The organism is Novosphingobium sp. FG137 (assembly GCF_057809735.1).
The window spans coordinates 782,136-805,082 of record NZ_JBMDKN010000002.1 but is presented as its reverse complement, the minus strand read 5'-3'; the positions used below and the strand labels follow the sequence as shown (position 1 = coordinate 805,082).

Below are 22,947 nucleotides of genomic sequence, written 5' to 3'. Positions count from 1 at the left end.
TTATTGAATTTTGTTCAGAACCGCCTGCGAATCGGCAGAAAACTGCGACTTGTGCGTGACAAGGCCAATGCGGAGCGTGACAGCATACGCTGTAACAGGGGCGAAACAAAACGCGGCCGGTGTCACAGACACCAGCCGCGTTCCGTTTTCGTACGTAGTGCTAGCCCGTGCAGGCCCGCACGAAGCGAATCAGAGCGAAGCGACTCGCTTCGACAGGCGCGACATCTTGCGTGCCACGGTGTTCTTGTGGAGCACACCGCGCGCCACGCCGCGTGCCAGTTCCGGCTGGGCAGCGTGAAGAGCTTCGGCCGCAGCAGTCTTGTCACCACCGGCGATCGCGGCCTCCACCTTCTTCACGAAGGTGCGGATGCGCGAGAGACGGTTGCCGTTGATCTCGGCACGGTTGGCGTTGCGACGAATGCGCTTACGGGCTTGCGGCGTATTGGCCATGTCTGTCCTGTTTCAAGAGCTCTGGCAGCCCGCTTGGCACGGGCCGCAAACAATCCGGTTCACCCCGGCAAGGCGACGTGCCTCCCGGGAAAGCGCGGCCCATAACTGCGGCATGGCGAATCGTCAACCGTTTGCGCGGTGCGGACGGTCAGGCAAGTCGCGCAAATGTCACGCGCAGGCCATCTCGGGGCTTCGGGATCGGCCAGGGCTGCCATGCCGGCTCATAGCCCGGCTCCGCTTCCACCCGGTACCGCGTGAGGATGTGGTGGACGAGAAGCTTGGTCTGCATCGTCGCGAAGTGGAGGCCGAGGCACATATGCGCGCCGCCGCCATAGGGGATCCACGCATACTTGTGCCGCGCGGCGACTGCGGCGGGCGTGAAGCGCATCGGATCAAACCGTTCCGGCTCCGGCCAGTGCGCCGGATCGGCGTGGACCGCAGCGGCACTCACACCGACATTGGTGCCGGCGGGAATGCGATATCCTCCGAAGGTGAAATCGCGCATCGCCCGGCGCGGTGTCGAAGGAACCGGCGGCATGATCCGCAGGGCTTCCTTCATCGCCATTTCGGCAAGCTCCATCTTGCCGAGCGAATCGAAGGCAAGCGCCACGCCGTCCCCGCCCGCCGCCGCACGTGCCTCGGCGCGCAGCTTCTCCTGCCATTCGGGATTCTTCGCGAGGTGCCAGATCAGCGTGGTGAACGAGCTCGTGATGGTGTCGTGAGCTGCCATCATCAGGAAGATCATGTGATCGACGACAACGTCCTCGGGCAGCAGGTCGGCAGACGGATCATCATCACGCCGCGCCATGGCAAACTGGCTGAACATGTCCTGCCCGGGCTTTGCGCGCCGCTCGCGCACGAGGCGGGTGAAGTACTCCACCATCAGCTTGCGCCCGGCATAGCCCTTGCCCATCGCCGTGAACGGCAGCGGCCGGCGCACCGGCGCGACCGAGGCCTGCACCATGTCGACGAAAGCCTTGTTGAGCATGTCCGCTTCCGGCCCCAGCGGCAGGCCGAGGAAGCTGGTCGCCGCCGTTTCCAGCGTCAGCGCCTTGATCGCGCGATAGAACTTGCGCTCCCCTTCGCCCCAGGCCTCCACCCCACGCGCGATATCGGCGTTGAGCGCGGCGCAGTAATGGCGCATCGGCTCCGGCTTGAAGGCGATCGAGAGCGCGCGGCGATCAGCACGGTGCGCGGCGAAATCCAGCAGCATCAGCCCGCGCGGGAACAGCAGGTTGAGCACCGGGCCCCAGCCCTGTTCGGACGAGAAGATCTTGTCGCGGTCGAACAGCACGAGTTCGTTGGCCTCAGGCCCGATCAGCGTGACCTGCCGCCGCCCGAAGCTGCGCGTGCGGTAGACGTCGCCGTACTTCGCGCGCATGCGGTTGCCGTAGCCGATCGGATCGGCCAGCAACTGGAACGTGGTGCCCAGCACCGGCCAGCCATCCTCACCCGGAATCGAATCGAGCTCGCGCTCGTCCTTCAGCCGGACCCAATGGGGATTGCCGCGCTCGCTCTGCACGTCCTGCGGACGGATCGGTTGCGGATGGTTAGCTGCGAGACTGGCCATGCCTTGCTCCTGATTGCGCCCTTAACCGATCGGTTAATGACACGCCTGTAAGCAAAGTCAATTTCCGCAAGCTCAAATCCAGCCTGCAAGTTCCCTGCGCACCAGCGCCTCGAGCATGTCCATGCCGGCCTCGGTGGTGTTGAGGCAGGTGAGCGCGGCGAAATGCGTGCCGCCCGCCGCTTCGAAATCCTCGCGCCCGCGGATGCCGAGTTCCTCGATCGTCTCGAGGCAATCGGACGAGAAGCCCGGCGCGGCGACGGCCATGCGGCGAATGCCGTTGCTGGCCTGCACCTTGATCACGTCGTCCGTCGCAGGTTCCAGCCACTTGGCGCGGCCGAAGCGCGACTGGAAGCTGGTCGCGACCATCAGGTCGGGGTGCGAGCTGGCAAAAGTCTCACTCAGGAGGCGCGCGGTCTTCTGGCAGTGGCAGTGATAGGGATCGCCGAGCCGCAAGGTGCGCTCGGGCATGCCGTGGAAGCTCAGGACGAGCAACTCGGGCTCGAAATCGAGCGCGGCGATCTGGGCGGAAAGGTCTGTGTGCAGGGCCGTGATCGCCAGCGGATCGTCGAAATAGGGCGGCAGTGTGCGCAGGGCGGGCAGGCGGCGGCGATCCTTGATCCAGTTCGCCACGGCATCGAGCGCACTTGCCGTCGTCGCGCCCGAATACTGCGGATAGAGCGGCGCGACGAGAATGCGCTCGCAGCCATCGGCCAGCAGCTTGTCGAGTTCCACCGCCATCGCGGGCTTCTGGTAGCGCATGGCGTAGCGCACGATGGCCGCGTCTCCGAGCCGCGCCTGCAGCGCGCGTGCCTGCGCCGCGGTATGGTAGGCAAGCGGCGAGCCGTCCTCGGTCCAGACCTGGCTATAGGCATGGGCCGACTTCCTCGGCCGCGTGCGAAGGACGAGCCCGCGCAGTATCGGCTGCCAGAAAATCTGCGGGATCTCCACCACGCGGCGGTCCGAAAGGAACTCGGCGAGATAGCGCCGCACCGCGCCTTCGTCGGGCGCGTCGGGCGTGCCGAGGTTGACCAGGAGCACCCCGATCTTGCCGGTGATAACCCGGGGATGGTCGGCAGGTTTATCCATTGGGCTGATCAAAGGCCTTCAGAAAGCAGGGGCAGGCGGCGAAAGCGCAGTCCTGTGGCAGAAAACAGCGCGTTGGCAATGGCCGGTGCGACTGCGGTTGTCGCAAGCTCGCCCGGGTCGAACGGTTGCTCGTCCGACTCGGCAAACGCAATATCAACCTTCGGGCAATCAGCAAGCAGCGGCAGGCCCAATTGCGAAAGTCGGCCCGCTGTCGGCAGGCCCGCCGCATAGGCCGTGCTGCCGCCGATTGCCTGCGCCAGCGCAAACAGCATCCCCCCCTCGACCTGTTGGCGCGCGATATCGACGTTGACGATCCGCCCGATATCGAGCCAGGCACTGAGCTGGTCGACCCGGATCGCGCCTTCTTCCTGCCGTGCGGTGGCGACTACGGCGATGAACCCGCTGCGCAGGCCCTCGGGCGCGGCGAGATCCATGCGGTGGCACGCAATCCCTTGCCCCGATGCATCCGCCCCGCCGCCCCACATCGCCATCCGCGCGGCACCGACGAGGCAGGCGGCAAGGCGCGGCTGCCCGGTGAGCATGCCGATGCGGTAGGACAGCGGCTCGGCCCCGCCGAAATGCGCGCATTCATCAATGAAGCTCTCGGTGAAGAACGCGCTGTAGCCATGGGCATTCCCGCGATAGCGCGCGGTCGGCAGCGGCAGCGAAACCGGCACGTGATCCACCGCGCGCTCCGGGATCGCATAGAGTGGCATCGCGCCTTCGCAGGCCAGCGGATCGGCGCGGCCTCTGGCGGCGGCCTGTGCGCCTAAGGCATCCGCCCCGTCCAGCAGCCGCGCGCCTGCCTCGATCGCGGTGGCGGGCAACGCCATGCGCGTGCGCCAGCCGAGCAACTGCCGCTTGTCCGGCCCGATCGAAGCGGACAGCAGCGCGGAGACCGGTGTGCGCGGATAACCGGCGAGCGCTTCCTCCCAGCGCGACCATACGAGCTGGACCGGGCGCCCGAGTGCCTTGGCGATCTCCACCGCCTCGACCGCGATGCGCGCATCAAGCCGGGCATCGAAACTGCCGCCGGCGTGCATCGCATAGACCACGACATTGCGGCGCGGCACGCCCGCAGCCCGCGCTGCCTGTCGCCGCACCAGTTCGGGCGCCTGCGTGGCGAGCCAGAGTTCAAGCTTCTCGCCAGTCAGCCGCGCGGTGGCGGTGGCGGTTTCTAGCGGGGCGTGCGGCGCGGGCTCTACATCATAACGTGCGGTGAGGCTGGGCTTGGCAAGCAAGGCATCGGGATCGCCTTCCGCCTCGAGCCGGGTCGCCGCTCCCTTGCGCAAGGCGCTATCGATGCGGGCATCGAGCGCAGAGGAATCGGCAATCCGGCCCGCGGCATGAAAGCGCGGCTCCATCGCCAGCACTGCCTTGTGCGCGGCGTGCCAGGTCTTCGCCGCTGCTGCGACCCAGCGCTTCGACTGGACCACGCCTACGACGCCGGGGATGCCTTCGGCTGCCTTGCGATCGATGCTTGAAAGCACCGTGTCGCCCTGCGGTCCATGCACGATCGCCGCGTGAACCATGCCCGGCACGCGCACGTCTCCGGCAAAGACGAAGCTGCCATCGGCCTTGGCGGGCAAGTCGAGCCGGGGGTAGCGCGGGCGGGCACCATCGGGGAACTGGCCGGGCCGCTCCTTCGGCGGCTCCGCGCGCAGGGCCGGCGGATCGGGCGGATCATAAGCCACCGCATCCGAAACCAGCGCGGCGAAGGCCAGTTTCTGATCATTGGGCCGCTGCTTGCCGTTCACGACGAAATGCCCCGCCGTGTCGAGCGTCTCCCACCGGGCGGACCACTTGGCCGCCGCCGCCTGCATCAGCATGGCGCGCAGCCCCGCTGCCGCGCCGCGCAAGGGCGCTTCGAACGCTGCCAGCGCGGTGCCCTCGGCGGTGATCATCAGCGGCTCGCGCTCGGCGTGGGTGCGCGCCAGCCAGTCGTCGGGCGTATCCGCCAGCGCGGGCAGCATGCGTGGCTGCCACAGCGGCGCCCAGCGCGCGGCCAGCACCGCATCGCCGTAGACCGGGCTCGGTGGTGCAGGCTCCACGCCCACCCGTTTCCAGTCCGCGCCGAGTTCGACCGCGACGATCTGCGCCATCAAGGTGGAAATGCCTTGCCCCATCTCGCAGACCGGCACGGCCACGCTCACCGCGCCATCGGCGGCAAGGCGGATGAAGCTGTCGAACACATGCTCGCCCGGCCCCGCCACAAGGGCGCTGGCATAGCGGCGCGGCGAGAGCGCGAAGGCCACGAGCAGCGCACCTGCGCCGCCCGCGCCGATCAGCAGCCCGCGCCTGGTGAGCCTCATGCCTTGAGCCTCATCCCTTCTGCGCGTCCAGCCAGGCGAGCACGCGCTGCGCGATCCCGGCAAAGATCGCCGCTTCGGGGCTATCGCCCGCCGCCATCGGCTCGCCCGCGTCGCTCGATTGGCGGATCGCGAGGTTCAGCGGCACGCGGCCAAGGAAGGGCAGGCCCATGGTCTTGGCCGCAGCTTCAGCGCCGCCCGAACCGAACGGATCGCTCGTCTCGCCGCAGTGCGGGCAGACGTAACCAGCCATGTTCTCGACCATGCCGATCAGCGGCACATCGCCCTGTTCGAACAGGCGGATCGCGCGCGCGGCGTCCATCAGAGCAAGGTCCTGCGGGGTGGAGACGATTACCGCGCCTGCCGGCTTGTGCTTCTGCAGCATGGTGAGCTGCACGTCGCCGGTGCCCGGAGGCAGGTCGACGACAAGAATCTCCGCATCGCCCCAGTGCGCATCGATCAGCTGGCCCAGCGCATTGCCCGCCATCGGCCCGCGCCACGCGATGGCCTGGCCCGGCTGGACGAGATGCCCCATCGAGAGCATCGGCACGCCCCACGGGCTCGGCACCGGGTGGATCTTCTGGTTCTCTGCCTCGGGCTTGCGGCCTTCGGTCGCCAGCAGGCGCGGCTGCGAGGGACCATAGATATCAGCATCGACGAGGCCGACCTTGCGCCCCATCTTGGCCATGGCCACAGCAAGGTTGGCCGAAAGCGTCGATTTGCCCACGCCGCCCTTGCCCGAACCGACTGCGATGATGCGCCGGGTGACGCGTTCGGCGGTCATCCCCACGCGCACATCGGCGGCCCCGGTGGCACGCGCCGCCTCGCGCACTTTGGCTTCCAGCGCATCGCGGCCCGCGCGGTCGAGCCCGCTTACTTCAAGGATGATCGAGGCGGTTTCGCCTTCCGCCCGCGCGGTCTGCAGCCGCGCGCCGGCGGCCATGCGGACCGCCTGCTCCAGTGCCGTCTGATCAAGGCTCAATGCCAACATCCCATGTCTAGAGGGCGTATGCCCTAACGGACGCCCCCTAGCAGAGGAATTTTGGCAGGGAGACACTGTTTTTAACCGCAGAGCGTACCTATAGTCCTCCTCATGATTTCTTTCGGTGGACGTATGTCGAAGATCGGCCTGGCAATGGCCGGCAAGAAGAGCCCTTGGGGCGCGGGCGATGCGGGGAGCGGGGAGCCTTCGGGCGAAGCTGTCGGCGATGGCGGCGAGAGCGGCGACGCCGCTCCGGAAAGCCCGCCGTCTCCCCCGCGCGGCAGCGGTCCGCGCAATCCCTGGCTGCCGCCTGCCTCGGGCGATGGACGCCGCGGGCAGACCCTCGAGGATCTGTTCAAGCGCCGCAGCGGCGGTGGCGGCGGCGGTGGAGGCCCCGGCTTCCGCCTGCCCCAGCGCCCCGGCGGCGGCTCGTGGGTGCCGGTTGCGATCGGCCTTGTCCTGCTCGTCTGGCTCGGCGCCACGATGGTCCACCGCGTTTCCCCGCAGGAAAAGGGTATCGTCACAACTTTCGGTGCCTACAGCCACACCATCGATTCCGGTGTCTCGTTCACGCTGCCCTGGCCGATTCAGGCCGTCACGGTCGAGGATGTCACCTCGATCCGCCGCGATTCCATCCCTGAAGGCGATAGCGAGCGGCTGATGCTGACGGGCGACCAGAACCTCGTCGACCTGACCTATCTCGTCCGCTGGAACATCAAGGACCTCAAGCTCTACACCTTCCAGCTCGCCGAACCCGATGCCACGGTGAAGGAAGTGGCCGAGGCGGCGATGCGTCAGTCGATCGCCGAAGTCTCGCTCAACGATGCGATGGGCTCCGGCCGCGCATCGATCGAATCCAACGTGCGCGAACGCATGCAGCACATTCTCGATGCCTATCGTTCGGGCGTGAAGATCCAGGGTGTGGAAATCAAGAAGACCGACCCGCCGGCCAAGGTTGTCGATGCCTTCAAGGAAGTGCTCGCCGCCCAGCAGGATGCGCAGAGCGACATGAACCGCGCCGAAGCGCGCGCCCAGCAACTCATCCAGGGCGCGCAGGGCGAGGCGACCGCGTTCGACAAGGTCTATGCGCAGTACAAGCTGGCCCCCGAAGTGACGCGGCGGCGCATGTATTACGAGACGATGGAGCGCGTGCTCAGCCAGACCGACAAGGTCATTCTCGAATCCTCCGGAGTCATGTCCTACCTCCCGCTGCCGGGGATCAAGCAGACCCCGCCTGCCGACAACACGGAGCGCCGCTGAGATGGAACAGACCCTGATCCGCCTGTGGCAGGAACAGAAGGCAGTGCTGATTGCACTCGCCGTCGGCATCGTCGTGCTGCTCAGCTGCGTCACCGTGGTGGGCGAGCAGGAGCAGGCGGTGATCGTCCGGCTGGGCGAGCCAAACCGCGTGGTCAACCGCTTCCGTCCCCAGGTCGATTTCGGCCAGACGGGCGCGGGCATCGTGCTGCGCATTCCCTTCATCGAACAGGTGGTGCGGATCGACAAGCGCGTGCTTGATGTCGATCTCGAACGCCAGCAGGTCACATCGGCCGATCAGCGCCGGCTTGAAGTCGATGCCTATGCGCGCTTCCGCGTCATCGATCCGGTGAAGATGTACGAGACCGCCGGCACGGTCGACAAGGTGGCCGAACAGCTCCAGCCGATCCTCAACTCGGTGCTGCGCCAGGAACTCGGCAAGCGCACCTTCGGCTCGCTGCTCACCGCCGATCGCGGGCAGGCCATGGTCAATATCCGCAAGGGTCTGGACAAGGAGGCGCGCGAATATGGCGCGCAAGTGATCGATGTGCGGATCAAGCGGGCGGACCTGCCCGATGGTGCCCCGCTCGAAAGCGCCTTCACCCGGATGAGCACCGCGCGTCAGCAGGAAGCCGCCACGATCCGCGCGGGCGGGCGCAAGAATGCCCAGATCATCGAAGCCACGGCGGCGGCAGAGGCGGCGAAGATCTATGCCGACAGCTTCGGCAAGGACCCGGAGTTCTACGATTTCTACCGGGCGATGCGCAGCTACGACTACACCTTCGCGCAGAAGGGCAGCAGCACCTCGATCGTGCTTTCGCCCGACAACGCCTATCTGCGCCAGTTCAAGGGCGGCAAGTAACCGCACCCGTTTCTGGCCGAACATGTTATTCAATCCCGGTTCAGGCGCTCGGATGTGAAAGCGGCATGCGCGGAATCGGAACCGGGGACCAGGTGCGCGGGCTCCCGCCCACCCCCGCTGAGATGAAGAGGAATTGCCACGTGCGATACGCTTACGGAGTGACTACGGCGCTGCTCCTCGCTGGCAGCGCGCTGACCCTGACGACGGGTTTCCCGGCCGGAGCCCAGGTTGCGCAGAACGATTCGGCCCAGATGCAGTCGGTCGTCCCGCGCGGCGGTGCCCCGGCCAGCTTTGCCGATCTCACCCAGCAGCTCCAGCCGGCGGTGGTCAACATCTCGACCCGCCAGCGCGTGAAGGTGCAGAACAACAACCCCTTTGCCGGCACACCATTCAGCGATCTGTTCGGCGGGGGACAGGGCGGTGGCGGCGGCCAGCCGCAGACGCGCGAGGCGCAGTCGCTCGGCTCGGGCTTCCTCGTTTCGGCTGATGGCTACGTCGTCACCAACAATCACGTGATCACCGCTGAAGGGCAGGGCGAGATCGAATCGATCACTGTCACCATGACCGACGGCACCGATTATCCGGCCAAGCTCGTCGGCCGCGATGCCGCATCCGATCTGGCCGTGCTCAAGATCACCGGCACCAAGCCGTTCCCGTTCGTGAAGTTCGGCGATTCGCGCCACGCCCGCGTGGGGGACTGGATCATCGCGATCGGCAACCCGTTCGGCCTTGGCGGCACGGTCACCAGCGGCATCATCTCGGCGGTCTATCGCAACACCGGTTCGGGTTCGGCCTACGACCGCTACCTGCAGACCGACGCTTCGATCAACCGGGGCAACTCGGGCGGGCCGATGTTCGACATGGCCGGCAACGTCATCGGCATCAACAACGCGATCTTCTCGCCCACCGGTGGCAGCGTCGGCATCGGCTTCGCCATTCCGGCCGAAATCGCGGCCCCGATTGTCGAGAAGCTGCGCAATGGCCAGGCCATCGAGCGCGGCTACCTCGGCGTGCGCATCCAGCAGCTCTCCGACGACCTTGCCGCCAGCCTTGGCCTTGCCAAGAATCGCGGCGAGTTCATCCAGTCGGTCGAACCCGGACAGGGCGCGGCCAAGGCCGGCATGCAGCCCGGCGACGTGGTCGTGCGCGTTGATAGCAAGGACGTGACGCCGGACCAGACCCTGTCGTTCATCGTTGCCAACACCGCGCCCGGCAAGCGTATCCCGATCGACCTCATCCGCAACGGCCAGCGCCTGACGGTGCAGGCAATCGTCGGCAAGCGGCCGAGCGAGGAAGAGCTCGCCCAGCAGACCTTCGATCCCGATGCGCAGCAGGGCGATGATAACGGCTTCGGCGGCGGCGCCGCCAAGCCGAGCAAGCCTGCAGGCCCGGTCGTGCAGCAGGCACTGGGCATCGCGGCGATCCCGATCACGCCGCAGATCGCCCGCCAGCTTGGCGCAAGCGAGGACACCAAGGGCGTGGTCATCACGGCGGTCGACGATTCGGCGGACGCGGCGGCCAAGGGCCTGCAGCGCGGCGATATCGTGCTTTCGGCCAACTACAAGCCGGTGGCCACGGCTGCCGATCTCGAAGCCGTGGTGCGCCAGGCCAAGACCGAGAACCGCGAAGCCGTGCTGCTGCGCATCCAGCGTCGCGGCCAGCCCGCGATCTACCTGCCGATCCGCATCCGCTGACAGGCAACCTGCGCACAGAAAAGGGGCTGGCGGACAGGCGTCCACCAGCCCCTTTTCGTATCCGCGTTCAGCCGGTGGGCCACTGCGACATGATCGTCGCCGCGTCGAAATAGTCGCGCCAGTAGGTGATCTTACCCTCGTGGACTTCGTAGACGCCGGTCACCGGCAGCTCGACCCATTTGTCTGCAAGGCGGTGCCGGTCCAGCCGCTCCAGCATGACGACCGGGCCGGCGGCGAGCTCGCGCAGGATCACGAACGCGTTCTCCAGCGTCGGCGCGAAGAACGGCTCCAGCACCGCGCGCATGCCGGCAGGCCCGGTCACCGTGCCGATGGGCGGCGGGTTGGTGTATTCGCAGGTCTCGGCCACGTACTGGAGCGCCGTATCGTAATCGAGCGGCTCCATCGCCTTCATGAAGGCCTTGATTGTCTCGAGTGGGGTCATGGGTCCTCTCCTTGTCCTAGATGGGACCATGAACCGGCCAGGGAAGGCTGCCAATTACGCGGGAGGTTATTGGAGGAGGTATTCGCCCTGCGCGGGCGGCAGCGGCAGGTTGCGGAATAGCGCTTCGGTCTCGGCGTCGGCGGGAAACAGTGTCTCGATCCGCAGTTCGTCGGTCGTCACATCCTGCGCCGTGCCGAAAGTGGCGATCACCGCGAACAAAGCGATCCGCTGATCGCCCACCGCCAGCTTGAACGGCACCACGGGCAGCAGCGCGCTGTCCATCGCGGACCACAGCACCTCGGGCTCCTGAAACGGCGCAAGCTCATCGAGCACGGCCAGCATGTCCGCGCCGCCCAGCGCATGCGCCTCGCGCGTCGCGCGCTGCCACAGCAAGGGGCCGACTGCCGCCCAGTTCGTCACCAGCGAACGGATGCCCTGCGGGTGGAAGAACAGGCGCATGAGATTGCGCTCGCCCCCTGTTTCCGCGCCCGCCACACGCTCCCAGATATCGGCGCCGAGCAGCGCGGTGAGCGCATCGAACGACCGATTGGCGATCAGCACGTTCCATGCCCGGTCGAGCGCCAGCGCCGGGTAAGGCTCGTGCGCGCCGAGCATCATGCGCACCGCGCCCATGACCTGCGCCATCTGCGGATCATCCAGCGTGCGCGCGGCGTAGAGCGGCGCGAAGCCCGCCGCTGTGAGCCACAGGTTGCGTGTCCGCAGCGGAACGTCGAGCGCCTCGCTCAGTTGCAGGATCATCGCCCGGCTGGGATTGGACCGTGCGGATTCAAGGAAGCTGATATGGCGCTGCGAAACGCCCGAGGTCAGCGCGAGGTCCAGCTGCGACCAGCGCCGTTTCTGCCGCCACTCCCGCAACAGGCGCGCGAATCCATCAAGGCACATATCCATGCGCGCGAGTGTCGCAGCCCGGCGGGGCCGCTTCAATAACCCCGGAGGTAATTGATTTGCCGCTGCCACCTCTGCCACCAGACCGCCAGACACGAGGAGATCATCTGCATGAGCCCTTTCTGGCAAGCCTGGTTCCAGTTCTGGCTGGTTTCGATGGTACTGTTCGCGCTGCTTGTGGCGGGCGGCGCGCTGCCCGCAACTGATGCGCCGCTGCGCATGGGGCTGGCGCTGATCAGCATGGGGCCGCCGACCGATCTTACCCCCGCCGGCCGGTTCATGATCGGAGTCCTCGGCGGTGTGTTTCTGGGCTGGATGGTGATGCTCTGGCTGGTCATCCGGCAGGCCATCACGATGGGGCCCGCCGGGCGGCCGCTGTGGCAGGCCGCCACGATCGGCATGCTGGCATGGTATGCGCTCGACAGCACGCTTTCGGTGCTGACCGGCTTCGGCCTCAATGCCGTGCCCAACACCTTGGCGCTGGCCATGTTCCTGATCGGCGTCGCAGGGAGCAAGGCGCTCGCCCGCGATGCGAGAGGGTGATCAGTTCGGCTTGGGGGTGGCGACCGGCTTCGGCCGGGGACGCGGCGCCGGATCAGCCTGCTTGCCGGTCGCCCGGCTGAGGAAATCGTCTCCGGCAGCCGGCGGGCCTTCGGGTACCGGAACACCCTGCTCACCGCCCGGCAAGGCGCCATCGGCCGCCGGCGGCTTGGGCTGGGCTCCCGGCTCGATGATGTTGCCATCAGGATCGGCATAGAAATAGCCATCCGGATTGGCCTGCATCACTTCGTCATCGGGCTCCAGCTGCCACTGTGGCATCTTGAGATCGGTATCGAACTTCTCGGGCGGGCGCTTGGCGGTGGCGATCTTCATGTAGGCGGCAAAGGCGCGCGCGGGCGCGGTGCCGCCCTGCAGCCCGGGCACCGGATGCGCATCGTCGCGGCCCATCCACACGCCGGTGGTGATCCCGCTCGAGAAGCCGAGGAACCAGCCGTCCTTGTTCGAGCTCGTCGTGCCGGTCTTGCCTGCGACCGGGCGCCCGATCTGCGCGGCGCGGCCGGTGCCGATGCTCACGGCAGACTGCAGCAGGTCGGTGATCCCTGCCGCCACGAAGTTGGGCACCAGTTGCTGCGCCGGATCAGGCCGATGGCTGTAAAGCACTTCACCTTCGGTCGAGGTGATCTTGCGAATGCCGTAAGGCGTCACTGCCGTGCCCTTGGCCTGCACTGCGGCGAAGGCGCGCACCATGTCGATCACGCGCACGTCGGACGAGCCCAGCACCATCGAGGGCAGCGTGTTGATCGGCGTGGTGATGCCGAAGCGGCGCGCCATGTTGGCTACCGCGCCGAAGCCGACTTCGTTGCCGAGCTGCGCCGCCACGGTGTTCTTCGAATAGGCAAAGGCGCTGCGCACGTCGATTTCGCCGGCATAGGTTCCGCCCGAATTGCGCGGACTCCAGCCGTCGATCGTTACCGGCTCGTCCTTGACCTTGGCATCGGGGGTATACCCGGCCTCCAGCGCGGCGAGGTAGACGAACAGCTTCCACGCCGAACCCGGCTGGCGCACCGCGTTGACCGCGCGGTTGTAGTTCGAGGTCACGTAGTCGGTGCCGCCGACCATCGCCAGCACAGCGCCGTCACGGTCCAGGCTGACAAGCGCGCCCTGTGCGCCCTTGGGCACGTTTGCCTGGATCGAATCGGTCGCCGCATGCTGCGCGGCAGGATCGAGCGTGGTCCACACCTCGATCGGCTGGTCGTTGTCGGGCAGCAGCAGATCGAGCTGCGGCAGCACCCAGTCGGTGAAGTAGCGCGCCGAATTCTGGCCCTGCTCTTCCGCAAGCTTGACCGTGTTGAAATCGGTCGCAGCCGCTTCTGCCGGGGTGATCTTGCCGGCTTCCTGCATCGTCTGCACGACGACCTTGGCGCGGCCGACGGCTGCTGCGGCATCGGCGGTGGGCGAATAGTGCGAGGGCGCCTTGACGAGGCCGGCAATGATCGCCGCTTCGGCGAGGCTCAGCTGCTCGCCCGAGTGGCCGAAGAACTTGCGCGCGGCGGAATCGACGCCATAGGCGCCGCCGCCGAAATAGACCTTGTTGAGGTAAAGCTCGAGCACCTGATCCTTGGTGAACTTCTGCTCGATCGCCATCGCCAGCAACGCCTCGCGGATCTTGCGGTCGAATGTGCGGCTGTTGTTGAGGAAGATGTTGCGCGCCAACTGCTGCGTGATCGTCGAGCCACCCTGCCGCCAGTGTCCGCTCTGGATGCGCACCACGACCGAGCGGATGATGCCGATGGGATCGACGCCCCAGTGGTCGCGGAAGCGCCGGTCCTCGACCGAGATCATCGCGTCCTTCAGCGTCTGCGGAATGCGCTCATAAGGCACCCAGCGCCCATAGCTCGGCCCGAGCGTGACGATCTCGGACCCGTCGCTCGCGCGGACCACGATGGTCTGCCCGGTCTGGGTCGATTTCATCCGCTCGTAGCTCGGCAGCGAACGCTCGGTGACGAAGACCGCCACAGCCAGCGCCATCGCGCCCAGCAGGGTCAGTGCCGTGCCCCAGATGAGCAGGCGGCGCAGCCAGCGGTGAAGGAACGAAGGCTCCTGCGGGTCGCGCTGCCGCCGTGAGGACGAGCGCTCCGGTTCGGAGCGGCTTTGCTTCGAACGGTTGGGGGAATCCCGTCTGGCCATCAGCTTTGCGTCAGCTCCCTCATGCAGCCCGGCCCCTCATTGCGGCGGGCATGCGTCCTCGCGGCGCGTGATGCATAGGCGATTCGGAACACAGGGTTAACCCGGGAGGTGCGATTGCACCGGGGACAATCCGTATGCGGCCTTTTCAGTCTTCTGGCGTGAATTCGAGCGAGGCGCTGTTCATGCAGTAGCGCAGACCGGTCGGCCCGGGACCATCGGGGAAGACATGGCCGAGATGCCCATCGCAGCGCGCACAGCGCACTTCGGTGCGGATCATGCCGTGGCTCACGTCGCGGTGTTCGTCGACTGCCTCGGGATCGACCGGCGCGGTGAAGCTCGGCCAGCCCGAGCCGCTGTCATACTTGGTGCCGGATTCGAACAGCGGCGCACCGCAGCCGGCACAGTGATACTGGCCGGTGAGCTTGTTCTTCTCGTACTTGCCGGTGAAGGCCCGCTCGGTGCCGCCCTGGCGCAGGACCTGGTACTGCTCGGGCGAAAGCCGCGCGCGCCACTCGGCGTCGGTCAGGTTCATCTTGTCGGGCATGGATCGGATCGTCCTGTCTCGGGGAGGAAAACGGGGTTTGAAGCGAATATGGGAACCGCCTGCGCAGTCGGCAAGCGGGCCATCAAGGCATGTGCCCTGCACCGGGCACGATCAGTGCAGATGTTCGACCAGCAGCACGGTCCCGTCCGCCCCGGTCACCCGCATCCGTGTGCCGGGCTGCGCATCGGGTCCGCGCGCCAGCCATTCGGTATCCCCGTGGCGCACGCGACCGCTGCCGCCCTCGATCACATGGGTGACGACCACGCTCTGGCCGATGATCTGCCCGCCTCGGTCGTTGAGCATAGGATCTGCGCTCGTCACCGGATGGCGCAGCACCCAGCGCCGCCCTGCCGCCAGCGCAAGTGCGCAGAATACCGCGAACAGGATGATCTCGGCCTCGATCCCCACCGGCATCACCGCCGCGACCAAGCCGGTCAGGAGCGCCGCCGCTGCCAGCCAGATCAGGAAATAGCCCGGCGCCACGATCTCGGCGATGGCCAGCGCCACGCCCAGCGCCATCCAGCCCCAGTGAAGGCCGAAAAGGTCGGTCAGCGCGGCCACGGTTTCAGCCCTGCACCGGCGGCGGAGGCGGCGCGACGCGCGGCACGCGCGGTCCGGCTGGCGGTTGCGGCGGCGATCCCGGCTTGCCCACCGCATCGCTGATCAGATCGCCGATCCCGCCCAGCGCGCCGACCAGCTGCGTTGCCTCGATCGGGAACAGGATCGTCTTGGCATTGGGCGAAGTGGCGAATTCCTTCACCGCCTCGACGTATTTCTGCGCAACGAAGTAGTTGAGCGCCTGCGTGCCGGACGAGGCGATCGCGTCCGAAACCACCGCGGTCGCCCGCGCCTCAGCCTCGGCAGAGCGCTCGCGCGCTTCGGCATCGCGGAAGGCGGCTTCCTTGCGCCCCTCCGCTTCGAGGATCTGCGCCTGCTTCTGCCCCTCGGCCTTGAGGATTTCCGATGCGCGCGATCCTTCCGCCTCGAGGATCTGCGCGCGCTTCTCGCGCTCGGCCTTCATCTGGCGGGCCATCGCGTTTGAAATATCGGCCGGCGGGCGGATGTCCTTGATCTCGACCCGCGTGATCTTGAGGCCCCAGGGCGAGGTCGCATGATCCACTACGTTGAGCAGCCGCGCGTTGATCTCGTCGCGCTTCGAGAGGGTCTCGTCGAGGTCCATCGAACCCATCACCGTGCGCAGGTTCGTCGTCGTCAGTTGCATGATCGCGACGTAGAGGTTGGAAACCTCGTAAGCCGCCTTGCCCGCATCGAGCACCTGGAAGAACACGATCGCATCGACGCCGACCATCGCGTTGTCGCGGGTGATGATTTCCTGGCCCGGAATGTCGAGCACCTGCTCCATCATGTTCACCTTGTGACCGACCCGGTCGATGAACGGCACGATGAAATGCAAGCCCGGCTGGGCGGCAAGCGAATAGCGGCCCAGCCGCTCGATCGTGTAGACATGGCCCTGCCGGACCACCCGGATTCCCATGGCCAGATAGACCACCGCAAGCCCCACGATCAGGATCAGCACCGCTTCCACGCCATGTCCCCCAAGCTTGTCTGTGCTGCGCAACCTACCGCAAACGCAGCGCTTTAGTAGTGCGATTTCGCATCCGGCGCACCGAGATCGTAGCAATGCGCGATGTCGTAATTGTCCACGCCGCCAGGCCGGTCGGCGGCCTCTTGTCGGATCGCATCGCGTGCCGCCTCGATGGCCGCATCAGCGCCGTCGCCGCTTTTGCCGGCGGCGATGAAGCCATTGCGCGCGCGCGCGGTCAGCACTTGCGCCAGGGTCTGAAGATCGCGTGCCGCCGCGCTATCCGGCCCTTTGGCATGCTCTTCTTCCCACGCCAGCGTGAGGATTGCGGCGCATTGCGCAAGGTCCGGCGTCTGCAGGGGCGGCACTGCGGCATCAAGCCGGGCAAGGCAGGGCCCCACTTCGGCCGCCAGCTCGCGATCCGGATCGGCGGCGGCGCGGCGCTGCATCCCGGTCACTTCGGCCACCAGCAGATCCCGCACGGCGGCCTGCGTCATCCCGCCCCGCTCCACCGCCCGCTCCCCGACATCGGCGAAGAAGCGCTTGCCGCGCACCGCCATCGGCGGCAGCGCGAGGGCCGCCGCACTCCCGCGTGCCTGTTCGGAGGCGGCAATCGCGAAAGCCGCCGCGCAATGCAGGTCCGCCCGCAGCGCCGTGTCGGGCGCAGCCGCTGTGGTGGGCGGTGCAGCCGCCAGCGGCGCGGTGACGAGCGCGAGGATCAGCGCGGCGACGGAAAGGAAACGCAGCATCATCCGCAACATAGGGACAGGCCCGCCAGCCGTCAGCCACTAATCAGCCGGACACAAAAAAACGGCTGCGGACAGTCCAGGGAGACTGTGCCGCAGCCGTGTAAGGGGCGCGCTTCAGGGTGTGGGTAGAAGGCGCGCTGAAGAGACGGGTAATGGGTCGGTTCAGGCCTTGGGCGTGTTGCAGCGGGCCATGTCTTCCGTGGCCAGTTCGCCCTTGGGCGTGGCAAAGCGGCTGATCGTGCCGACCTTTGCGGCCAGCTTGGTGCAGACGACCACCGGGCGGGCGGTGTCCTGACCTGCCGAGCAGGTGTCACCAGCGCAGTTCCACAGCACATCGCCCAGCATGAGCTTGGCAGGCTTGGCGACCGGCGCGGCGAGAGTCACAGAGTAATAGGCATTGCCGTCGGCCGCGCGGGCCGGGGTCGCTGTCACCGCGAAGCTGGCGGCGGTGCCGACGAGCGCGAGAAAGGCCGGAAGCAGCTGGCGGACTGCGCTGTTGCGGATGGCGTTCATGTTACTTCCCCTTGGTCTGTCAGAGTCTGGTTGAACCCCCGTGATCGACAGGGGCCTGCTCGGAAACTGCTGGGGTGGTGGTCCGGACAGCCATTTGCCCAGTTCGGGCAAGGCTGATCCGGACCGCCGGGTGGAGAGGATGCGATTTCCGTTGCGAATCGATACCTACCTCAATAGGTTTCGAGTTGCAACTAGAAACTTACATTGCCCTGCAGAATGAGGTATGTCACAAAGCGTCATGGGAAAACTTCGCGAATCCCTCGCCGATCTCGCCGTCTGTGGCCTCCCCTGTGCTCTGGAGGCGATGGGCGAACGATGGTCCTTCATGATCCTGAGGGCCGCCTTTAACGGGGTGTGCCACTTCGAGGAGTTCCTCGATGCGCTCGGGATCGCCCGCAACATTCTCTCCAACCGGCTCTCCCGGCTGGTCGAAGCGGGCATCCTCAAGCGCGAGCATTGCGCGGATGACCGGCGCCGCATCGAATACCGGCTGACGCCCAAGGGCATGGACTTGCTCCCCGCCATGCTGGCGCTGCGCCAGTGGGGCGAAAAGTGGGAAATGAACGTGCCCGCCAATCCCGTGCTGTGCGATGCGCGCGACGGGATGCCGATCCTGCCCATTACCATCCGCGCGCACGATGATCGCGTGCTGGGAGGCGCCGATCTGCTGTGGCGCGAATGGTCGGAAATCGAAGCGGCCCGGATAGAGGCTGACTTGCGCCTGCGCGCCGCAACCTGATCCTAAAAAGCGGGCCGCCGCCAGAACCGGTCCCGGGGGCAGGATCCTTGGTCTGGCAGCGACCCGTAACGTCGGCAGCGGCTGGGACTGGATGCCGGCTGCATCATACGTTTGGCGGAACCGATATCGTTCAGCGTGCAGCGACCTTCACGGTGCTGAAGTGTGCGCCGCGATCCGCCATGGCGCGCTGCGCAGACTGGATCGCATTGCGATAGCAGCGGCGCGATTCCATCGCTTCGGCGAGCGGGTGCGGACCAGCGTTGTTCTCGCAGACGGCCGCGGCAGCGCGGCGCAGGCGAGCGTCGAACTTCGATTGGCCTGCCGCGGTCGAGAGATCGAGATCGGCGTATTTCACCATCCGGTGCTGCACGAGCACCTCGGGATTGGCCGAAGTCTGCGCGGGCGACTGGGCCAGAGCGGGTTGAGCCAGAGCGGGCTGGGCGGCAAGCACCAGGCCAGCAAGGCCAGTTGCGATCAAAGCGTTCTTGAACATGGCAGTTTCCTTAGCTTGGGTTGCAATGGTTGCCTTGCCGCTGCGGGCGGTTTGGCGGGGAGCGGTGGTTGGGCTGGCCGGTCCGTGTCTGGGAGCCTCGCCACCGCCGCATGACTATTCTGCTAGGTGATTCGGGTGAGCGGCGCGCGGCACGGTCGACCGAGCCTTCCATCATGCCGACAAACCGTAAGCGCGCCCGACCAACCGCCGATATCGCTCCACGAGCGACACATGCGCTGCTCCGCCGCGTGACAGGACGGTGCTGGCCGCCTATCCTGCGCTCCGAATGGCGATTCTGATTATCTTCCTGCTCGGCGTCGGCAATTTCGCATTGCACCGGGCGATCATGGACAGCGGCCATCCCCTGCTCGACCAGTTGCCCTGGTTCTATCACGCGCTCAGCAGCCGCCTGTCGCTCGTCGTGGAGTTCCTGATGCTGCTCGGCGGGCTGCTGCTGGCCTCGGAGGGACATGCGTGGGGCGCGCTGGCCTATCTTGCCTACAGCCTGCTCAATGCCATTTCAGCGTGGCTGATCCTCTCCGGCAAGGTTTAGGCGGCCATGATCCGGTTGTTCCACCTCAGCGACGTTCATTTCGGGCTGGAGGATGCGGCCGCCCTCGCCTGGGTGGCGGATTGCGTGGCGCGCGAGCGGCCCGATGCGGTCGCGATCACCGGCGATCTGACCATGCGCGCACGCCACCGCGAATTCGCCGCCGCAGCGGAATGGATTCGCGCCCTGGGCGTTCCCGTCACGGTCGAAGTGGGCAACCACGACCTGCCCTATTTCAACCTCGCCGAGCGCTTCCTCGATCCCTATCGCCGCTTTCGCGCACTGCAGGGCGCTGTGAACCACGGCATCTCGCTACCCGGTGTCGCCATCGTCCCGCTCAAGACAACCGCGCGCGCGCAGCTGCGGCTCAACTGGTCCAAGGGTCGGGTTGCCAGAAGCAGCCTTGAAGCCTGCCTCGGCGCCATCGATGCCCTGCCTTCCGGCACCCGAGCGATTGTCGCCTGCCATCACCCGCTGGTCGAGACGGGAACGCGCGGCAAGGCCCTCACCCGGGGCGGCACCAGCGCGCTTTCGGCCCTGGCGCAGCGCGGCGTGCTCGCGGTGATCTCCGGCCACGTTCACGATGCTTTCGATATCCTGCACCCCACCGCGTACGGCCCAGTGCGCATGATCGGTGCTGGCACCCTCTCGCAGCGCCTGCGCGCAACGCCCGCCGGCTTCAACGAGCTGATTATTGATGAAAGTGGTCTCACCGTGCGGGCACGCCGTGATCAGCCGGTGCGACATACGGATATAGACTTATAATTAAAGTTATAATCTAATGCATTCAGTTTGGCCGAGCTGAAACCGAGTCTCTTCATCACTATGAGGCCAGAACTTTACCAGCCTTTCCACCGTCAGCCTGAAAGTGCCTGTTTTTCCTGCACGAAACGGCATCGCAGCATTAACAAGTCGCAGGGCTGCAACAGCAACCTTGTAACGCTTACTATGAGTTCAAGCTGAGGAGCTTGCGGCCGGAGTGCTGCGCGCTGACTCAGTAACCCAGCAAAACCACCACGATCAACCCATCGCTATGGACATATATGACATCCTATAGTTCGATAGGGCCATGGCCAGCGCCCCACACTGGCCTTCCGATCGCCACACACATGCAGTTGGAGGCATCTTTGCCCAGTCTTGCCTCCCACTCCGATGATCGGCCTTTCATGCAGCTCGCCTCCTGCCAAATCCGCTACCTGACAATGAACGACCTGCATCGCGAAGTCCGCGATGCATGGTTGCAGAGCGCGTTCGATACGATCGAGCAGCACACCTTCGTCGATCTCGATACCCGCTTTCTCTCGATCGCCGAGCAGGACTATGAAACGCTGATCATCGGCGGCAACGATCCGGTGCGCGCGGCGCGGTTCCTGCGGATCAATCGCCCGATCCTTGCGCGCAAGGTCAAGATCGCGCTGATGCACGGCAGTCTTGCGGGCAAGCGCGCGAAGGCGCTCAACGCCGGCTTTGACGATGTGTTCGACAGCGCCAGGATGAGCCCGGAAGAAGCCACGGCGCGCTGTGCTGCGATCCTTTCGCGCTACCGGGCAGCGGCGCATCAGGCGCGCGCCGAGCAGGAGCTGGCGAGTTCGCTGGAGCGCATCGCGCACCTCCACCTCCTCGGCAAACGCGAACGCCAGTTGCTCACGCTCCTCGCCAATCGGCTTGGCGAGCCGGTCTCGCACTACAAGCTCCGCACCGAGCTCAGCCATGGCAACGACGAGATGTCGTACAACTATCTCAAGGTGCTCGCGTCGAACCTGCGCGCAAAGCTCAAAGCGCCCTATGTGCTCGTGCCGGGCGGGCAGGGCTCCTACAAGATCGCCAGCCTTTAGAAGACCTTGGCAAAAGCGCCGCCGGGCTGTCATTGACAATCTGGCGGCTGCAGCCCATATAGGCCTCGCTATCGTCGCCTGCGACGGATTATCACGCACCGGAACTTGCAGCCGGGCCGAATTCTCCCCTCTCACGCCACCAGCACCGGTTGCATCGTCTGTAGCCGCGTATTCTGTTTTCGTGAAAGGGGCCCTTATGCCCGCTACCAGTCCTCGTCTTTATCCCGCTGCTCCTGCTCATCAGAAGGGCAACTGAGCCATGGCGAAAGAAGACGTGATGACCCTCGACGGCCAGATCGACGAGATCCTGCCAGACGGCCGCTTCGGCGTCATGCTCGAGAACGAACACCGCATCATCGCCTATACGGCGGGGAAGATGCGCAAGTTCCGCATCCGCTCGATCGTGGGAGACCGCGTGAAGGTGGAAATGACACCCTACGACCTGACCAAGGGCCGTATCGTGTTTCGCGAGAAGGTCGCCAGCAGCGGCGGCGGCGCGTTCAAGAAGCGGCGCTGACACTCCGCTCCAGACCCGCGGCCGATCCGGCGCATTGGCGCGCGATGGCCTCGCATACTCTCAATATATCGGCGCGCCCTGCGCGCCGGGCAACCTATCGGCGCGTTCTGCGCGCCAGACAACACATCGGCGCGCCGTGCGCGCCAGGGATTTTCATGACACCGATTTTGAACACAACGCACGCCTATACGATCAGCCACAGCTTTCTGCCTGCCCACAGGGTTTCCCGGATGGACCGCAAGGCAGCGCCGACCAGGCGCACTTCGCCCGTACTGACAGCGCAGGAACTGCAGAAGCTCGTCCGCCAAATGGTCGACTGACCCCCGGCCCGACGCCGACACGAAAAAGGCCCCTCTGGCCGCGCGGGAATGCGCTGCCGGAGGGGCCTTTTTCGTTGCAGCCTGAACTTACTTGGCGGCTTCGCTCGCCTCGGGCGCAGCAGCGCTGGCGTCCGCTGCCGGAGCGCTGGCATCGCCAGCCGGTGCCGCTGCGGCTTCGGCGGCGGGAAGCGGCAGATTGCTGCCCTGCGAGTTGAGGTACAGAATCACGTCGGCACGCTGCTGCGGATCGCCGATCCCGGCGAACGACATCTTGGTGCCGGTCGCGTACTTGGCGGGCGAGGTCAGCCATTCATCGAGGCTGGCGAAGTCCCATTTGCCGCCCTTGGCCTTGAGCGCATCGGAGAAAGCATAGCCGCCGCGGCCGGCCGCCTGGGCTTCACCCACCACGCCCCAGAGATTCGGGCCGATGCCGTTGGCCCCGCCCTGCGCGATCGTGTGGCAAGCCTTGCACTTGGCAAAAGTGGCTTCGCCCTTGGCGACATCGCCCTTGGCAAGGCGGTTCGCGATCGGTTCGGCAGCCGCCGCACCAGCGCCGGCTTCGGCTTCGACGCCCTCGATCACATAGCCCATCTTTTCGGGGCGATGGTCCTTGTCGGCCAGGAAGTAGTGACCCGAAAGGCTCGAAAGCCCCAGTGCAACGATGCCGCCGAACAAGGTCCAACCGGCAATGGTATTGAAACGATCGTCCATTCCGAGCCCCATATGGAGTTTGCACGGCCCGCGTGCCGCGTGAATTTTCGCCGCCGCTCTAGTCACGCCCCCGCGCGCGCGCAAGAGCGATTGCAATAGGTTGGAACACAAGAATCGCATGCGTCCATGATCTTGGAAGCTGCAGAAGCGCCTTGCCGCGCCCATCGCGGGGCCTTAAGCGCCTCGG

General features: G+C 66.2%; 25 protein-coding genes. 10 read left to right on the top strand and 15 right to left on the bottom strand.

Annotated elements, in window-relative coordinates; genetic code table 11:
• Nucleotides 1–189 precede the first annotated feature (189 nt).
• From rpsT to ACODS2_RS09505, 5 genes are all read right to left on the bottom strand, one after another.
• Complete coding sequence (rpsT, locus tag ACODS2_RS09525; RefSeq protein WP_147159619.1) at nucleotides 190–450, bottom strand: 30S ribosomal protein S20; 261 nt, start codon at nucleotides 448–450, stop codon at nucleotides 190–192.
• 148 nt (nucleotides 451–598) lie between these two features.
• On the bottom strand, nucleotides 599–2,020 hold the full coding sequence (locus ACODS2_RS09520) for a cytochrome P450 (protein WP_488998581.1): 1,422 nt from the start codon (nucleotides 2,018–2,020) through the stop codon (nucleotides 599–601).
• Between the two features lie 72 nt (nucleotides 2,021–2,092).
• Entirely contained in the window at nucleotides 2,093–3,106 is a 1,014-nt protein-coding gene (gene hemH, locus ACODS2_RS09515; protein ID WP_298170882.1) for a ferrochelatase, read from the bottom strand.
• A gap of 8 nt (nucleotides 3,107–3,114) precedes the next feature.
• On the bottom strand, nucleotides 3,115–5,418 hold the full coding sequence (locus ACODS2_RS09510) for a xanthine dehydrogenase family protein molybdopterin-binding subunit (RefSeq protein WP_488998580.1): 2,304 nt from the start codon (nucleotides 5,416–5,418) through the stop codon (nucleotides 3,115–3,117).
• Between the two features lie 10 nt (nucleotides 5,419–5,428).
• Nucleotides 5,429–6,358, bottom strand: coding sequence for an Mrp/NBP35 family ATP-binding protein (locus ACODS2_RS09505; protein ID WP_488998614.1), 930 nt, complete (start codon nucleotides 6,356–6,358; stop codon nucleotides 5,429–5,431).
• Between the two features lie 171 nt (nucleotides 6,359–6,529).
• On the opposite strand from ACODS2_RS09505, the gene hflK reads away from it, so the two are divergent.
• The 3 genes from hflK to ACODS2_RS09490 all read left to right on the top strand — a co-directional run bounded on the left by hflK (nucleotide 6,530) and on the right by ACODS2_RS09490 (nucleotide 10,210).
• Nucleotides 6,530–7,657 (top strand): protease modulator HflK, encoded by a 1,128-nt coding sequence (hflK, locus tag ACODS2_RS09500; RefSeq protein ID WP_488998579.1) that lies wholly within the window; start codon nucleotides 6,530–6,532, stop codon nucleotides 7,655–7,657.
• A gap of 1 nt (nucleotide 7,658) precedes the next feature.
• Complete coding sequence (gene hflC / locus ACODS2_RS09495; protein ID WP_421836615.1) at nucleotides 7,659–8,516, top strand: protease modulator HflC; 858 nt, start codon at nucleotides 7,659–7,661, stop codon at nucleotides 8,514–8,516.
• 122 nt (nucleotides 8,517–8,638) lie between these two features.
• On the top strand, nucleotides 8,639–10,210 hold the full coding sequence (locus ACODS2_RS09490) for a Do family serine endopeptidase (protein WP_298170962.1): 1,572 nt from the start codon (nucleotides 8,639–8,641) through the stop codon (nucleotides 10,208–10,210).
• 67 nt (nucleotides 10,211–10,277) lie between these two features.
• On the opposite strand, the gene ACODS2_RS09485 is transcribed toward ACODS2_RS09490, so the two are convergent.
• Nucleotides 10,278–10,652, bottom strand: a complete 375-nt coding sequence (locus ACODS2_RS09485; protein WP_298170870.1) for a limonene-1,2-epoxide hydrolase family protein — start codon at nucleotides 10,650–10,652, stop codon at nucleotides 10,278–10,280.
• A gap of 66 nt (nucleotides 10,653–10,718) precedes the next feature.
• The gene (locus tag ACODS2_RS09480) at nucleotides 10,719–11,561 is read right to left on the bottom strand and encodes a helix-turn-helix domain-containing protein (protein ID WP_488998578.1); all 843 of its coding nucleotides are present in this window, start codon (nucleotides 11,559–11,561) and stop codon (nucleotides 10,719–10,721) included.
• 108 nt (nucleotides 11,562–11,669) lie between these two features.
• On the opposite strand from ACODS2_RS09480, the gene ACODS2_RS09475 reads away from it, so the two are divergent.
• On the top strand, nucleotides 11,670–12,101 hold the full coding sequence (locus ACODS2_RS09475) for a hypothetical protein (RefSeq protein WP_488998577.1): 432 nt from the start codon (nucleotides 11,670–11,672) through the stop codon (nucleotides 12,099–12,101).
• Here the strand turns inward: ACODS2_RS09475 and ACODS2_RS09470 are convergent, their stop codons facing one another.
• The 6 genes from ACODS2_RS09470 to ACODS2_RS09445 form a co-directional block, all read right to left on the bottom strand.
• On the bottom strand, nucleotides 12,102–14,246 hold the full coding sequence (locus ACODS2_RS09470) for a transglycosylase domain-containing protein (protein WP_488998576.1): 2,145 nt from the start codon (nucleotides 14,244–14,246) through the stop codon (nucleotides 12,102–12,104).
• Nucleotides 14,247–14,391: 145 nt separating this feature from the next.
• The gene (gene msrB, locus ACODS2_RS09465; protein WP_298170860.1) at nucleotides 14,392–14,790 is read right to left on the bottom strand and encodes a peptide-methionine (R)-S-oxide reductase MsrB; all 399 of its coding nucleotides are present in this window, start codon (nucleotides 14,788–14,790) and stop codon (nucleotides 14,392–14,394) included.
• A 111-nt stretch (nucleotides 14,791–14,901) separates the two neighbouring features.
• Nucleotides 14,902–15,351 (bottom strand): NfeD family protein, encoded by a 450-nt coding sequence (locus ACODS2_RS09460; RefSeq protein ID WP_488998575.1) that lies wholly within the window; start codon nucleotides 15,349–15,351, stop codon nucleotides 14,902–14,904.
• A 4-nt stretch (nucleotides 15,352–15,355) separates the two neighbouring features.
• Entirely contained in the window at nucleotides 15,356–16,285 is a 930-nt protein-coding gene (locus tag ACODS2_RS09455) for an SPFH domain-containing protein (protein WP_298170958.1), read from the bottom strand.
• A 104-nt stretch (nucleotides 16,286–16,389) separates the two neighbouring features.
• Nucleotides 16,390–17,085: a hypothetical protein gene (locus ACODS2_RS09450; protein WP_488998574.1), complete on the bottom strand. Its 696-nt coding sequence runs from the start codon at nucleotides 17,083–17,085 to the stop codon at nucleotides 16,390–16,392.
• A 159-nt stretch (nucleotides 17,086–17,244) separates the two neighbouring features.
• The gene (locus ACODS2_RS09445) at nucleotides 17,245–17,595 is read right to left on the bottom strand and encodes a DUF8200 family protein (protein ID WP_488998573.1); all 351 of its coding nucleotides are present in this window, start codon (nucleotides 17,593–17,595) and stop codon (nucleotides 17,245–17,247) included.
• 238 nt (nucleotides 17,596–17,833) lie between these two features.
• Here ACODS2_RS09445 and ACODS2_RS09440 point away from each other — a divergent pair, with 238 nt between their 5' ends.
• Entirely contained in the window at nucleotides 17,834–18,334 is a 501-nt protein-coding gene (locus ACODS2_RS09440) for a winged helix-turn-helix transcriptional regulator (protein ID WP_421836623.1), read from the top strand.
• A gap of 130 nt (nucleotides 18,335–18,464) precedes the next feature.
• Here ACODS2_RS09440 and ACODS2_RS09435 read toward each other — a convergent pair whose 3' ends face one another.
• On the bottom strand, nucleotides 18,465–18,827 hold the full coding sequence (locus tag ACODS2_RS09435; RefSeq protein WP_488998572.1) for a UrcA family protein: 363 nt from the start codon (nucleotides 18,825–18,827) through the stop codon (nucleotides 18,465–18,467).
• Nucleotides 18,828–19,113: 286 nt separating this feature from the next.
• Between ACODS2_RS09435 and ACODS2_RS09430 the strand changes: the two genes are divergently transcribed.
• The 5 genes from ACODS2_RS09430 (at nucleotide 19,114) to ACODS2_RS09410 (ending at nucleotide 22,049) form a co-directional block, all read left to right on the top strand.
• A complete protein-coding gene (locus ACODS2_RS09430) occupies nucleotides 19,114–19,380 on the top strand; it encodes a hypothetical protein (protein ID WP_298170844.1) in 267 nt (88 codons plus the stop codon).
• A gap of 6 nt (nucleotides 19,381–19,386) precedes the next feature.
• Nucleotides 19,387–20,142, top strand: coding sequence for a metallophosphoesterase family protein (locus ACODS2_RS09425; RefSeq protein ID WP_488998571.1), 756 nt, complete (start codon nucleotides 19,387–19,389; stop codon nucleotides 20,140–20,142).
• A 437-nt stretch (nucleotides 20,143–20,579) separates the two neighbouring features.
• Entirely contained in the window at nucleotides 20,580–21,212 is a 633-nt protein-coding gene (locus ACODS2_RS09420) for a winged helix-turn-helix domain-containing protein (RefSeq protein WP_488998570.1), read from the top strand.
• A 259-nt stretch (nucleotides 21,213–21,471) separates the two neighbouring features.
• Nucleotides 21,472–21,729: a translation initiation factor IF-1 gene (gene infA / locus ACODS2_RS09415; RefSeq protein WP_298170836.1), complete on the top strand. Its 258-nt coding sequence runs from the start codon at nucleotides 21,472–21,474 to the stop codon at nucleotides 21,727–21,729.
• Nucleotides 21,730–21,884: 155 nt separating this feature from the next.
• A complete protein-coding gene (locus ACODS2_RS09410; protein WP_298170833.1) occupies nucleotides 21,885–22,049 on the top strand; it encodes a hypothetical protein in 165 nt (54 codons plus the stop codon).
• 87 nt (nucleotides 22,050–22,136) lie between these two features.
• Here ACODS2_RS09410 and ACODS2_RS09405 read toward each other — a convergent pair whose 3' ends face one another.
• Nucleotides 22,137–22,760 (bottom strand): c-type cytochrome, encoded by a 624-nt coding sequence (locus tag ACODS2_RS09405; RefSeq protein ID WP_298170830.1) that lies wholly within the window; start codon nucleotides 22,758–22,760, stop codon nucleotides 22,137–22,139.
• Between the last annotated feature and the right edge of the window lie 187 nt (nucleotides 22,761–22,947).

Coding starts and splice junctions, on each gene's coding strand:
- ACODS2_RS09405 (WP_298170830.1), bottom strand. CDS start 22,760: ATGGACGATCGTTTCAATACCATTGCCGGTTGGACCTTGTTCGGCGGC.
- rpsT (WP_147159619.1), bottom strand. CDS start 450: ATGGCCAATACGCCGCAAGCCCGTAAGCGCATTCGTCGCAACGCCAAC.
- ACODS2_RS09435 (WP_488998572.1), bottom strand. CDS start 18,827: ATGTTCAAGAACGCTTTGATCGCAACTGGCCTTGCTGGCCTGGTGCTT.
- ACODS2_RS09480 (WP_488998578.1), bottom strand. CDS start 11,561: ATGGATATGTGCCTTGATGGATTCGCGCGCCTGTTGCGGGAGTGGCGG.
- ACODS2_RS09510 (WP_488998580.1), bottom strand. CDS start 5,418: ATGAGGCTCACCAGGCGCGGGCTGCTGATCGGCGCGGGCGGCGCAGGT.
- ACODS2_RS09485 (WP_298170870.1), bottom strand. CDS start 10,652: ATGACCCCACTCGAGACAATCAAGGCCTTCATGAAGGCGATGGAGCCG.
- ACODS2_RS09440 (WP_421836623.1), top strand. CDS start 17,834: ATGGGAAAACTTCGCGAATCCCTCGCCGATCTCGCCGTCTGTGGCCTC.
- hflC (WP_421836615.1), top strand. CDS start 7,659: ATGGAACAGACCCTGATCCGCCTGTGGCAGGAACAGAAGGCAGTGCTG.
- ACODS2_RS09520 (WP_488998581.1), bottom strand. CDS start 2,020: ATGGCCAGTCTCGCAGCTAACCATCCGCAACCGATCCGTCCGCAGGAC.
- ACODS2_RS09475 (WP_488998577.1), top strand. CDS start 11,670: ATGAGCCCTTTCTGGCAAGCCTGGTTCCAGTTCTGGCTGGTTTCGATG.
- ACODS2_RS09430 (WP_298170844.1), top strand. CDS start 19,114: ATGGCGATTCTGATTATCTTCCTGCTCGGCGTCGGCAATTTCGCATTG.
- ACODS2_RS09450 (WP_488998574.1), bottom strand. CDS start 17,085: ATGATGCTGCGTTTCCTTTCCGTCGCCGCGCTGATCCTCGCGCTCGTC.
- ACODS2_RS09455 (WP_298170958.1), bottom strand. CDS start 16,285: ATGGGAATCCGGGTGGTCCGGCAGGGCCATGTCTACACGATCGAGCGG.
- ACODS2_RS09490 (WP_298170962.1), top strand. CDS start 8,639: ATGAAGAGGAATTGCCACGTGCGATACGCTTACGGAGTGACTACGGCG.
- ACODS2_RS09420 (WP_488998570.1), top strand. CDS start 20,580: ATGAACGACCTGCATCGCGAAGTCCGCGATGCATGGTTGCAGAGCGCG.
- hemH (WP_298170882.1), bottom strand. CDS start 3,106: ATGGATAAACCTGCCGACCATCCCCGGGTTATCACCGGCAAGATCGGG.
- ACODS2_RS09425 (WP_488998571.1), top strand. CDS start 19,387: ATGATCCGGTTGTTCCACCTCAGCGACGTTCATTTCGGGCTGGAGGAT.
- ACODS2_RS09445 (WP_488998573.1), bottom strand. CDS start 17,595: ATGAACGCCATCCGCAACAGCGCAGTCCGCCAGCTGCTTCCGGCCTTT.
- ACODS2_RS09410 (WP_298170833.1), top strand. CDS start 21,885: ATGACACCGATTTTGAACACAACGCACGCCTATACGATCAGCCACAGC.
- ACODS2_RS09470 (WP_488998576.1), bottom strand. CDS start 14,246: ATGGCCAGACGGGATTCCCCCAACCGTTCGAAGCAAAGCCGCTCCGAA.
- hflK (WP_488998579.1), top strand. CDS start 6,530: ATGTCGAAGATCGGCCTGGCAATGGCCGGCAAGAAGAGCCCTTGGGGC.
- infA (WP_298170836.1), top strand. CDS start 21,472: ATGGCGAAAGAAGACGTGATGACCCTCGACGGCCAGATCGACGAGATC.
- msrB (WP_298170860.1), bottom strand. CDS start 14,790: ATGCCCGACAAGATGAACCTGACCGACGCCGAGTGGCGCGCGCGGCTT.
- ACODS2_RS09505 (WP_488998614.1), bottom strand. CDS start 6,358: ATGGCCGCCGGCGCGCGGCTGCAGACCGCGCGGGCGGAAGGCGAAACC.